The organism is Nocardia canadensis (assembly GCF_032656385.1).
GTDB lineage: Bacteria > Actinomycetota > Actinomycetes > Mycobacteriales > Mycobacteriaceae > Nocardia > Nocardia canadensis.
This window is the reverse complement of record NZ_JAVCWB010000005.1, coordinates 121,481-133,326: the sequence shown is the minus strand read 5'-3', so window position 1 is coordinate 133,326 and position 11,846 is coordinate 121,481. Positions and strand designations below refer to the sequence as shown.

The following is an 11,846-nucleotide window of genomic DNA, read 5'->3' as shown; positions in this document are numbered from 1 at the left end:
GCGATGACGAATGACGGTCGGGGTGGCCGCTATTCGGTGGGCCGGACGGTCTCCCAGCAGCGATTGCGCGCACTGCTCGGCGAGGTGGCCGATCGCGTCGAGGTGATGATCGGTTCCCGCGACCGGATGGACGGCCTGGTCGAGGCCATGTTGACGGTCACCGCGGGCCTGGATCTCGACGAGACCCTGCGCACGATCGTGCGCACCGCGATGAACCTGGTCGACGCCCGCTACGGCGCGCTCGCGGTCCGCGGCCACGACCAGCAGGTCTCGCAGTTCATCGACGAGGGCATGCCGGACCAGATCCGGGACCGGATCGGGCGATTACCCGCGGGCCACGGCGTGCTCGGCGCGGTGTTCGCCGAGAAGGCGCCACTGCGCCTGGACGATCTCACCGAACATTCCTCCTCGATCGGCTTCCCGGCGGGTCATCCGCCGATGCACACGTTTCTCGGTGTGCCGGTGCGTATCCGGGACGAGGTCTTCGGCAGTCTCTATCTGACCGAGAAGTCCGACGGCCAGCCGTTCACCGAGGAGGACGAGGTCCTGGTGCTGGCGCTGGCGGCCGCGGCGGGCATCGCGGTCGACAACGCCCGGCTCTACGAACAGGCGCGGACCCGGCAGGCCTGGATCGAAGCGACCCGCGACATCGCCACCGAGTTCCTCGCCGGCACCGAATCCGACCGCGTGCTGGCGCATGTCGTCGACCACGCCCGGGGCCTCACCGGCTCGCATCAGGCATTCCTGGCCTCGGTGCCGGTGCCGGACGAACTACCCGGCGAGATCTCGGAATTGGTGATCACCCAGTGGACCGGCCCCGACGCCGGGCAGGACTGGCAGACCGTCCCGATCGCCGGCACCGCCCTGGGCGACGCGTTCAGCAGGCGCACGCCCCTGCGCTTCGACGACGTCTCGACGGTGACCCTGGGCGTCGAGTTCCCCGGCGCCGAATTGCCCGGCGCCGGACCGGCACTCGTGCTGCCCCTGTGCACCCCCGATGCCACGCTCGGTGTGCTGGTGACGATCCGCCCGCCCGGCTTCGCCCCCTATTCCGACGAGATGCTGGAACTGACCGCGGCCTTCTGCGATCAGGCCGCGCTGGCGGTTCGGCTGGCCGACGCGCAGCGCCGGATGCGCGAACTCGACATCGTCGCCGACCGCGACCGCATCGCCCGCGACCTGCACGACCACGTGATCCAGCGACTGTTCGCCATCGGCCTGACCGTGCAGGCCACCCTACCCAAGGCAGTGGTTCCCGAAGTGCGGCAACGTCTTTCGACGGTGATCATGGACCTGCAGGAAGTCGTGCAGGAGATCAGGACCTCCATCTTCGACCTGCACGCCAGCGGCCCCGACCACAGCGCGGGCCTGCAGCAGCGGCTCGAGGTGGCGATCCGGCGCCAGACCGCCGACATCGCGTTGCGGGCCACCATCCAGGTGTCGGGTCCACTGTCGGTCCTGGACCCGCAGCTGGCCGATCACGCCGAGGCGGTGGTGCGCGAGGCGGTGAGCAACGCGGTCCGCCATTCCGGCGCCGACACCGTCGCGATCGTCATCGACGTGGCCGACGACCTGACGATCACCGTCACCGACAACGGCTGGGGCATCCCCAACCACGTCATCCGCAGCGGGCTGCGCAATCTCGAGCAGCGCGCGCAGGAGGCGAGCGGGCACTTCGAGATCGGGCCCGCCAAGCGCCCGGACGCCGACGGCAACCACCCCGAGATGCCGGGTACCCAGCTGCGCTGGGCGGTCCCGCTGCCGCAGGACGCACCGACCACCGGCGGCTACGCGCTGGCAGGCGGCCCGGAGGCGGGCGAGAGCGACTGAGCGCGACCGCTCAGGCCGGTCCGAGCACGACGGCGGCGTTGTTGCCGCCCATCCCCATCGACAGTTTCACCGTCGGACCGTCGGTCATCGGGGCCGGGCCGTCCAGCAGCCGCGGGTGCGCGGGCGCCACGATCGGCGCCGAGGCCGCGATGCCGCGTTCGTAGGACAGCGCGATGGTGGCGACCTCGACGGCGGCGGCCGCGCCCTGGCAGTGCCCGGTGAGCGGCTTGAGCGCGGTGATCGCGGGGCGGTCGGCGAACACGGAGGTCAGCACGTGGCGTTCGGCGGCGTCACACTGGCCGGTGCCGGTGCCGTGGACGTTGACGTAGGCCACATCGGTCGCCGTGACCCCGGACGCGGTCAGCGCGCGCTCGGTGCAGTCGATCAGCTGGGTGTGGTCGGGGTCGACGGAGACGACGTGGAACGCGTCGTTGGTCATCGCGCCGCCGAGGACCCGGGCGTACGGGGCGTCGACGGCATCGGTGAGCAGCAGCGCGACCGACGCCTCGGCCATGGTGAAACCGAGCGATCCCTCCTGCAACGGCCGGCACGCGGTGAACGGGTCGGCGTGGCCGACCGCGGCGCCGAGCCGGACGAAGTGTTCGAGCATCTCCGGCGTCGCCGAGAGGTCGGTGGCGACGCACAGCACGTCGTCGACCAGGCCGGCCTCGCGCCACATCTTCGCGGTGAGCAGCGCCGCCGCGCCGGTGCTGCAGGCCGCCGAGACGTTCATCGCGGGGCCGTGGAAACCGAATTCCTGCATGATCACCGAGATCGGGGTCGAGGGCAGCATCCGCAGGTAGTCGCGCGAGCGCCGGTGGCCGTGGTCGGTGAGATAGAACTCGCGCCAGTCGGCGACGTCACCGAGGGTGAATCCGTGCACGAGACCGACCGTGCGCCCCGCCGCGCGCCACCCGCGCGCTTCGGCGTCGGCGACGGCCTCGGCGGCCGCCGCGTGCACGGCGCGCCCGAACAGACCGGCTCCGTGGGCGAGATCACCCCCGTCGGGAATCCGGCCGACCCAGGCGTGCTGGTCCCGCTCGGGACCGTATCCGGGGTACAGCCGGGCCGACGGTTTACCCCCCAGAACTCCCTGCCACAGCTGCTCACGGCCCCAGCCGAAGGCGGAGACGACACCGATGCCCGCGATCGACATAGAATCGGGGCGGTGGACCATGCCGCCGGGACGCACGTCCGGTTTCACATCGCTCCTCGCGGATCTCATCGAGGGTCCCCACAATAGTCCTGTTCGCCGTCGCCAGACCAGGTCGAGATCGGGGGTATCGCAGTGGGAGAAACCAATACCGACGCGGCGAGCGCCGAACAGCTCGCCCAGCGATACCGCTCGCTCGTCGAACACACGCCCGACGCGATCTGCGTGCACGAGGCGGGAATCGTGGTCTTCGCCAATCCCGCGATGGTCCGGCTGCTCGGCGCCCGCACCCCCGATGACCTGCTCGGATTGCCCATCACCCGGTTCGTGCATCCCGAGTCGATCCCGGCGATGCTCGACCGGATCGACCAGCTCACCGCCGAGGGCGCCGCGTCCCCGCCCACCGAGATGGACCTGGTGCGCTTCGACGGCCGGACGGTGCCGGTGCAGACCGTGTCGGTTCTCACAGCGTGGCAGGACGCACTGGCCTACCAGGTGGTCGTGCACGACCTGACCGCGCAGCGGGCCGCGGAGGCCTCGGCACGCCGGGCGGAGGCGCACTTCACCACCGTGGTCTCGCAGCTGGAGGAGGGCGTGCTCGTCGTCGATCCGCGCGGACGCGTCGAGTCGATCAATCCGGCGGGCAGGCGGATCCTCGGCATCGACGACGCGACACCGGTGATCGGGCACGCCATCGACGAACTGCCGCTGCGCCTGATCGACCGCAACGGGCAGCCGATGCCGACGAACCGGCATCCGATGGCGCACACCCTGGCGACCGGCGAGGCCGTCACCCAGTTCATCTTCGGCGTGGAGCGCACCGACGGGCAGCAGGTGTGGCTGTCGTGCAACTGCCGGCTGCTCAACCCCGACACCCCGCACTCCTCGGGAGTGTCCTCCTTCGCCGACATCACCGAGTTCCGGGCCAGCAGGCGCCAGCTCGAGTACCAGGCCACCCACGACGCGCTGACCGGGCTGGCCAACCGCTCGCTGATCCTGTCCCAGCTCTCGGCCGCGCTGGCCGACGAGGGCGGCAGCCTGGTCACCACGGTGCTGTTCATCGATCTCGACGGGTTCAAGGCGATCAACGACACCCTCGGTCATGCGATCGGCGACACGGTGCTGCAGATCGTCGCCCAGCGGTTGCAGCGCGCGCTGCGGGCCGAGGACCTGGTGGGCAGGCTCGGCGGCGACGAGTTCCTGGTCCTGCTCGCCGGGCATCCGCACAGCACCGATCTGCCCGGTCTGATCGAGCGGTTGCGCACCACGATGGCCGAGCCGATCATCGCCCGCGGGCACCGGCTGGAGGTGAGCGCCTCGATCGGCATCACCGAGCTCGGACCGCACGAACACCGCACCCCGGAGGCCGTCCTGCACGACGCCGACCTGGCGATGTACCGCGACAAGCCGTCGGGTCATCGTGACCTCGGTCTCGGTCAGAATCGTCGATCGAACAACACTCACGCCTCCTGACAGACTGGTCGGCGTGATCATCGAACACGCGGTGCTGCCCGTTCGCGCAGGTCTGGCCGAGGACTTCGAGGCCGCGTTCGCCGAGGCCGCGCCGATCATCGCGTCGATGCCGGGTTTCGGTGGGTTGTCGCTGTCGCGGTGCGTCGAACGTCCGGACAGCTATCTGCTGCTGGTGCGCTGGGAACAGCTGACCGACCACACCGCGGGTTTCCGCGGATCGCCGGAATATCAACGCTGGCGGGCGCTGTTGCACCACTTCTACGACCCGTTTCCCGTGGTCGAGCACTTCACGCCGATCGTCGGTGGCGATCTGTTCGCCGAGTAGACTCGACAACTCTGTTCTCGCCGGTGACAAAGGAGTCCTGTTTTGCCCGACCGCCTCGCCGATGATCGCGCCGCGGAACAGCAGTACCTCTCGGTGCTCTACGACCGGCTCGACGGCATGCGCGACTACGCGCAGAACCGGCTCAAGACCGTGCTGCTGGAGTCCGGCGGCACCCCGCAGGCACGCAGTGAGCGCGAGTCGTTCACCCAGCTCTACAGCGAGGACCTGGCCAAATACGACGCCGCCGAGCACGGTCTGTGCTTCGGCCGGATCGATCTGGACGGCGACGAGCCCGAGGCCCGCTACATCGGCAGGCTCGGCATCCTCGACGAGGACAACGACTACGAGCCGCTGCTGCTGGACTGGCGCGCTCCCCTGGCCCGCCCGTTCTACCTGGCGACCACCGCCAATCCCGAGGACGTGGTCCGGCGCAGGCACATCCGCTCGCGCAACCGGGCGGTCACCGCGATCACCGACGAGTACCTGGACCTGCGGGCCGCCGAGCGCGACGGCGCGGTCGGCACCGACGACGGGGTCGGCGGCGAGAGCGCGCTGCTGTCGGCGCTCAACGCCGCTCGCACCGGCCACATGAACGACATCGTCGAGACCATCCAGAGCGAGCAGGACGCGATCATCCGCTCCGAGCACAAGAGTGTGCTGGTGGTCCAGGGCGGGCCGGGTACCGGCAAGACCGCGGTCGCGCTGCACCGCGCCGCCTACCTGCTGTACACCTACCGGCAGCAGCTGGCCAAGAGCGGCGTGCTGATCATCGGCCCGAACGCGACCTTCCTCGACTACATCGGCCAGGTGCTGCCCTCGCTCGGTGAGACCGGCGTGCTGCTGTCGACCATCGGCGACCTGTATCCCGGGGTGAAGGCCGTGCGCGAGGACACCCTGCGCGCCGGCGAGATCAAGGGCTCCCTCGACATGCTCGAGGTGCTCAAGCAGGCGGTGCGCGATCGCCAGGAGGTGCCGGCCGAACCCGTACGACTCACCTTCGACGGCTATCCGGTGACGCTGGATCGCAAGATCGCGACCAAGGCCAGGGGCCGGGCCAGGTCCTCGCGCCGCCCGCACAACCTGGCCAGGCCGATCTTCGCGTCCTCGGTGATCGACGCGCTCACCGATCAGCTGGCCGCGACGATGGGCGCCGACCTGTCCGGCGGGACCAGCCTGCTCAGCTCGGCCGACCTCACCGAGATCGGCGACGAGATGCGCGCCGACCCGCAGGTCCAGGCCGCGATCAGCGCGCTCTGGCCGATCCTGTCCCCGCAGGAGGTGCTGGCCGACCTGCTGGCCGACCCGGCCCGGCTCGACCGCGCCGCCAAGACTCTCAGCGCCGAGGACCGGGCCGAGCTGGTCCGCAACGACGACGGCACGTTCGGCGCCGCCGACGCCCCGCTGCTCGACGAACTCGCCGAGCTGCTCGGCGTGGACGACACCGAGGAACGCGAACGCGCCCGCCGCCGCTGGCGCGCCCAGCTGGCCGAGGCGCAGGACGCCCTCGACATCCTCACCGGCTCCGCGCCCCAGGACATCGAGGACGAACTCGACCCCGAGATCCTCATGGCCTACGACCTCATCGACGCCTCCCAGCTGGCCCAGCGCCAGGAGTTCGGCAACCGGCAGACCACCGCCGAGCGCGCGGCGGGCGACCGCACCTGGACCTACGGTCACGTGATCGTCGACGAGGCGCAGGAACTGTCGCAGATGGCCTGGCGCATGGTGATGCGGCGCATTCCGAACCGGTGGATCACCGTGGTCGGCGACGTCGCCCAGACCGGCGATCCGGCGGGCGCGTCGTCGTGGCAGCGGGTGCTGGAACCGTATGTGGCGCAACGCTGGAAGCTCACCGAGCTGACCGTCAACTACCGCACCCCCGCCGAGATCATGGCCGTGGCCGCCGATGTGCTGGCTGCGATCGACCCCGGCGTGCGGGTGCCGCGTTCGGTCCGCGAGACCGGCAATCCGCCCCGGGCCTACCGGGTTCGGCCCGCCGAGCTGGCCGGCGAGGTGGCGCGGCTGCTCGAGGCCGAGCACGGTCCCGGCACCAGCGCGGTCCTCGCGCCGGCCGCGCTCGTCCCCGAGCTGTCCACGCTGGCCGGGGAATCGGTGCAGGTTCTGACCGTGCACGATGCCAAGGGTCTCGAGTTCGACCGGGTGTATCTGGTGGAACCGCAGGCGATCCTGGACGAGTCGCCGCGCGGGCTCAACGACCTCTACGTGGCGCTGACCCGTGCGACCCAGCGCCTGGCGGTCGTGCACGCCGACAAGCTGCCCGAGGTGCTGTCCGCGCTCGGCTAGGCGCGCCCCTCAGTCGCGATCGGCCTCGGCCAGCAGGCCGGTGACCAGCGCGTCCAGCCCGGTCGCGTAGGTGCTCACGGCGTCGAATTCGGTCCAGCGGGAACCGACTTCGGCCAGTCGCGGCATCGCGTCGGGGTCGAGGTTCGCGAAGACCTCGGCGCGATAGGTGGGGCCCTGCGCGGCGCGGCGGGCCGAGCGGCCGGTGACGATCAGATCGCCCGCGGTGTAGTGCCAGATGGCGCGGTAGGCGGCCACCGCGCGGTCGATGTTCAGCCCCGCGGCGATGGCGGCGTCGATGATCGTCTCGGGTACCCACAGGGCCGAGCGGCCGAACAGATCGCCGTTCACCAGCACCTCCACGATCCAGGCGTGCGCCGCGAGCGCGTCGTACATCGCGGTGGCGGCCACCAGGATCCGCTGCCGGGGATCGTCGGGCAGCGCGGGCCAGGTGATGCCGTCGGCGTAGTCGTCGAGGAGCAGGCGCAGCAGCTCGTCCTTGTCGCGGACGTGGTGGTAGAGGGCCATCGGGGTGCACTCCAGCGCACCGGCGAGCCTGCGCATGGTCAGTTTCTCGACGCCGTCGGTCTCGATCACCGCGTGCGCGGCGGCGACGATGTCGCCACGGGTCAGGCGCGCCGGTCTGCCGGTACGTGCGGGCTGCGAGGACGGTGTCGGCATGGGTCCATCTTGACCCATCCGACGGCGGGGGTATGGACACGGGGCCGCCGGTGCGGTTAGTTTTTATACATGTATAAAAACTCGTCGCCGCCGCATCCCCGCGCCGTACTCACCGCCGTGGGCGTCGCGCAGTTCATGGTCGCCCTCGACATGGCCGTGATGAACGTCGCGCTGCCCGCCATCGGGGACGCGCTCGGCTTCGCCCCACTGGACCTGGCCTGGGTGGTGCACATCTACGCCCTGACCTTCGGCGGCTTCCTCCTGCTCGGCGGCAAGGCGAGCGATCTGTACGGCCGCCGCCGACTGTTCACGGCGGGGCTGGTCGCCTTCGGCATCGCCTCGCTGGCGGGCGGGCTCGCGCAGGCGCCGTGGCAGCTGGTGGCCGCGCGCGCCGCGCAGGGCATCGCGGCGGCCGCGGTGGCGCCCGCCGCCCTGGCCACGCTCACCACGGCGTTCCCCGAGGGGCCCGCCCGCGTCCGCGCGCTGGGCGTGTGGGGCGGGGTGAACGCGGCGGGCGGAGCACTGGGCATCCTCGTCGGCGGCGTGCTCACCGAGTACGCCGACTGGCGCTGGGTGATGCTGATCAATCTGCCGATCGTCGCGGTCGCGCTGCTGGCCACCGCCGCGGGTGTGCCCGCCGACCGGCCGTCGACCGGCGCAGGCCGACTCGACCTCATCGGCGCCGCGCTGGCCACCGGCGGCGTCGGCGTGCTCATCACCGGCATCGTCCGCACCGATCGGCACGGGTGGATCTCGGCCGACACCGGCGCGACACTGGCGGTGGCCGCGGCCCTGCTGATCGGCTTCGCCCTCGCGGAAAGGCAGGTTCGCCACCCACTGCTCCGGTTCGGACTGCTGCGCAACCGCTGGGTACTCGGCGGCAACCTGTTCGTCCTGTGCGCCGCCGCGGGCCAGTTCTCGGCGTTCTACCTCGTGTCGCTGTACATGCAGCGTGTCCTGCGGATGAGCGCGGGCGCCACCGGCGCGGCCTTCGTCCCGTTCTCGCTGTGTGTCATCGTCGGCACGCTGGTCGCGACCCGGGTCGGCGCCCACCGATCGCCGCGCCCGCTACTGATCGGCGGCGCGCTGCTGACCGCCACCGGGATCGGCTGGTTGGCCGCGATCAGTCCCGACGGCAGTTTCCTCGCCGACGTGCTCGGCCCCTCGATCGTGGGCGGTTTCGGACTCGGCCTGTGCCTGGCCCCGGTCGCCGCGGCCGCCGTCACCGCCGTCGCGCCGGGCGATGCCGGGATGGCCTCCGGGGTGTTCAACAGCGCCCGCCAACTCGGTGGCAGCGTCGGCGTCGCGGCGCTGGCTACCTTCGCCGCCGCCAGGTCCGGCGCGGGCACCGACGCGGCGGCACTCAACAGCGGCTACGCCTTCGCGCTCGGGATCGCCGCCCTGCTCTTCGTCGCGGCCGCGGCGATCGCCGTCCTCGTTCTCCCCGGCCCCGACCGCACGAAAACCACTGTCCGCGAGGACCTTCCCGCGGCAGCACAGTGAAAGGAAAGCCGATGTCCCCCATCGACCTGTTCGACCGCGCCCTGCGATTGCGGCCCGACGGCACCGTCGAAGCCGGCGAGCGCCGCATGGCCGCCGACGACGGCGGCTGGCAGCTGGCCGCCTTCCACGTCGACTCCGATGCCGACGTCCACGCCGATCACTGGGAGATGCATCCCGCCGGCGACGAGGCGGTGTGCTGCCTGCGCGGCGCGCTGCGCCTGTATCTGCGCCCCGAGTCGCCGGGCGCACCGGAGACCGCCGTGCGGCTGACGGCCGGCACCGCGTTCCTGGTGCCGCGGCACCGCTGGCACCGGATCGAACTCGACGAACCGTCCGACATCGTGTCGATCGGATTGCGTGGCGGCACAAGGCAGGAGCCGGTCGAACGCTGACCGCTCCGCCGGAAAACACTCGAGGGCGCTGCCGAAGCAGCGCCCTCGAGGTCGTGATCGAACGAAATCAGCGAACGGTGTGCACGATCAGCACGTCCGAGCGCGACTTGCGGGCCACATCCGAGGGCACCGAGCCCAGCAGGCGGCCGGTCAGGGTGTTCAGGCCCCGGTTGCCGACGACCAGCAGATCGGCCTTGGTCTCGTTGACCAGGTCGAGCAGCGAATCGACCGGCTCGCCGACGATGGCGCGCTCGACGATGTTCTTCGCCCCGGCGGCCACCGCCTTCTCCCGGGCTACATGCAGGATCTCGTTGGTCGGCGCCGAGCCACGCACCTGGTAGGCCTCGTCCTTGAGCACGTCGGCCGCGGCGGCGACGTCGCGATCGTCGGTCGGGAAGTAGGCACAGGCCAGCACGAGAGTCGCGTCCGCGTCGCCGGCGAGCGCTGCGGCCTTCTCCACGGCGACGTACGACGAATCCGAGCCATCAGTACCGACGACAATGGTCCGGTAGGCGGTCATCTCTCCTCCAACTTGGTCGGTGCCAGCACCGACCAAACCCGGGAATCGAGCGTCAGCGCGGCAATTGGGTCGACCCTAACGCCAAAACAGGCCGATTTATCGACAAATCGCAACAGATCACATCGGGAGTGTTGACACCGGTCGGCACCCTGCCGGTGCTCTTCGCGACAGTCGCGAAGATTCACCTGCGACAACCAGACCGCGACTCGCGGAAACTGTGGCCTATCACAACACAATCAACGCGCCTGCGCGGCTGGGACTTTGCTCACATCAGCCGGAAAAACTGGGCAGTCCGCAGGCGGCGCTTCCGGTACCGGTCGAGGGCGCGACGGTCACCGTGGTCGGCACGATCCACCGAGTGCTGATGCCGACGACTTTCGCGGTCAGTTCGTGCTGCCCGGCGGTGGCGGGCCGCCAGGACGTGGCGGTGGTGCCGATGGCGGGCACCTCCACGGTGCCGATCACCGCGCCGTTGTCGTAGAACGTCACGTCGGCACCGGAGTCGCCACTGCTGTAGCCGACGACGTTGACCGCGGTGACCGTGTACGAGCAGCCGGCTTGCTGATCGGAGCCCTCGACCGCGACGCGCTGGGTCGAGTCGGCGTGCGCGAACGGCGCGACCAGCGCGGCCGTCGCCAGGACCGTGGCGAGACCGGAGCCGGCCAGACCCAGCCGGGTGCTCGGGCGGAAAGATGTTGTCACCGTCGATGTCCTCACTCTCCAGCAGCAGCGACCGCTGCGAATGCGCTGAGACTATCCACGGACACCGCCGTTCCCCGCCGAAACGACAATATTTCAGATACCCGATTTCTGGGGTCTCGACAGCGCGTCAGCCCGGCGTGGGTACCGCACTCGCCTGCGCTTTACGCGCGTATTCCCACGGTGACATCCCGATCTCGGCGGTGAATTCCCTACTGAAATGGGCCTGATCGAAATAGCCGAGGTCGGCGGCCAGACTCGCCAGATCGGGTCTGTCGCCGCGCGCGAGCAGATCCGCGGCGTCCTGCAACCGGAATCGGCACAGCACCCATTTCGGCCCGGCCCCGACATACCGGCGGAACAGCCGCTGCAACGTCCGGATGGGGACCGCGAAGCGATCGGTCACCTGGTCGACCCGGGTGAGCGCGGGATCGGCCGCCATCGCGGCGACGATCCGCGACACCAGCGCGTAGTGCGGGTCGTCGGCGAGACCCCGCCCGGCGAAGAAGTCCTCGACGATCGCCACCCGCGCCGCGTCGGAGGACTCCGCCAGCACGAGGTCGGCCAGTCCCGCCGCGGCGGGCAACACCTCGGCCAGGGGGGCCGAATCATCACGCAGCGCACCGACATCCATGCCGGTGAAGGCACCGAACCCACCGGGCCGGAACCGGAGGCCGAAGGTCTCCCCCTCGCCGTCGAGTTCGCGCACGTATTTCCTGGTACTCACCCCGTTGACGAAGCCGCCCGTGCGCGTGGTGCTGCGCTCGAAGGTGACGTTCACGCACGGGAACGACAACACCTCGGCGCGATACGCGGGCTTACCCCGCAGATCCCAGCGCACGATCCAGTACCGGTCGGCGAACCCGGCCAGCGCGGGCCCGACCGCCAGCCGGTCCAGCGATCGATGCCTGGCCTGCTCCCCCGGATGCAGAATGCCCTTCATATCGGCGGGATCCGGCCGCGTCATCG

11 protein-coding genes are annotated in these 11,846 nt (G+C 70.5%); 6 read left to right on the top strand and 5 right to left on the bottom strand.

Going from position 1 to position 11,846, the window contains the following annotated elements; all coding sequences use genetic code 11:
• The first annotated feature begins 3 nt into the window (after positions 1-3).
• Complete coding sequence (locus Q7X29_RS12080; RefSeq protein ID WP_218716541.1) at positions 4-1,830, top strand: sensor histidine kinase; 1,827 nt, start codon at positions 4-6, stop codon at positions 1,828-1,830.
• A gap of 10 nt (positions 1,831-1,840) precedes the next feature.
• Here the strand turns inward: Q7X29_RS12080 and Q7X29_RS12075 are convergent, their stop codons facing one another.
• Complete coding sequence (locus Q7X29_RS12075) at positions 1,841-3,034, bottom strand: beta-ketoacyl synthase N-terminal-like domain-containing protein (protein ID WP_316574089.1); 1,194 nt, start codon at positions 3,032-3,034, stop codon at positions 1,841-1,843.
• A gap of 84 nt (positions 3,035-3,118) precedes the next feature.
• Here Q7X29_RS12075 and Q7X29_RS12070 point away from each other — a divergent pair, with 84 nt between their 5' ends.
• From Q7X29_RS12070 to Q7X29_RS12060, 3 genes are read left to right on the top strand one after another with little or no spacing between them, the layout of a single operon-like run.
• Positions 3,119-4,456: a diguanylate cyclase domain-containing protein gene (locus Q7X29_RS12070; RefSeq protein WP_218716540.1), complete on the top strand. Its 1,338-nt coding sequence runs from the start codon at positions 3,119-3,121 to the stop codon at positions 4,454-4,456.
• Positions 4,457-4,469: 13 nt separating this feature from the next.
• The gene (locus tag Q7X29_RS12065) at positions 4,470-4,781 is read left to right on the top strand and encodes an antibiotic biosynthesis monooxygenase family protein (RefSeq protein WP_316574088.1); all 312 of its coding nucleotides are present in this window, start codon (positions 4,470-4,472) and stop codon (positions 4,779-4,781) included.
• Between the two features lie 42 nt (positions 4,782-4,823).
• The gene (locus tag Q7X29_RS12060) at positions 4,824-7,085 is read left to right on the top strand and encodes a HelD family protein (RefSeq protein ID WP_218716538.1); all 2,262 of its coding nucleotides are present in this window, start codon (positions 4,824-4,826) and stop codon (positions 7,083-7,085) included.
• Between the two features lie 9 nt (positions 7,086-7,094).
• Here Q7X29_RS12060 and Q7X29_RS12055 read toward each other — a convergent pair whose 3' ends face one another.
• Positions 7,095-7,763, bottom strand: a complete 669-nt coding sequence (locus tag Q7X29_RS12055; RefSeq protein ID WP_218716537.1) for a TetR/AcrR family transcriptional regulator — start codon at positions 7,761-7,763, stop codon at positions 7,095-7,097.
• Positions 7,764-7,832: 69 nt separating this feature from the next.
• On the opposite strand from Q7X29_RS12055, the gene Q7X29_RS12050 reads away from it, so the two are divergent.
• Together Q7X29_RS12050 and Q7X29_RS12045 are read left to right on the top strand one after the other, a co-directional pair.
• On the top strand, positions 7,833-9,266 hold the full coding sequence (locus Q7X29_RS12050; RefSeq protein WP_316574087.1) for an MFS transporter: 1,434 nt from the start codon (positions 7,833-7,835) through the stop codon (positions 9,264-9,266).
• An 11-nt stretch (positions 9,267-9,277) separates the two neighbouring features.
• Positions 9,278-9,658, top strand: coding sequence for a cupin domain-containing protein (locus Q7X29_RS12045; protein WP_218716687.1), 381 nt, complete (start codon positions 9,278-9,280; stop codon positions 9,656-9,658).
• 67 nt (positions 9,659-9,725) lie between these two features.
• On the opposite strand, the gene Q7X29_RS12040 is transcribed toward Q7X29_RS12045, so the two are convergent.
• From Q7X29_RS12040 to Q7X29_RS12030, 3 genes are all read right to left on the bottom strand, one after another.
• A complete protein-coding gene (locus Q7X29_RS12040; RefSeq protein WP_218716686.1) occupies positions 9,726-10,178 on the bottom strand; it encodes a universal stress protein in 453 nt (150 codons plus the stop codon).
• A 270-nt stretch (positions 10,179-10,448) separates the two neighbouring features.
• Positions 10,449-10,880: a hypothetical protein gene (locus tag Q7X29_RS12035; RefSeq protein WP_218716685.1), complete on the bottom strand. Its 432-nt coding sequence runs from the start codon at positions 10,878-10,880 to the stop codon at positions 10,449-10,451.
• Between the two features lie 127 nt (positions 10,881-11,007).
• The gene (locus tag Q7X29_RS12030) at positions 11,008-11,844 is read right to left on the bottom strand and encodes a helix-turn-helix domain-containing protein (RefSeq protein ID WP_316574086.1); all 837 of its coding nucleotides are present in this window, start codon (positions 11,842-11,844) and stop codon (positions 11,008-11,010) included.
• Between the last annotated feature and the right edge of the window lie 2 nt (positions 11,845-11,846).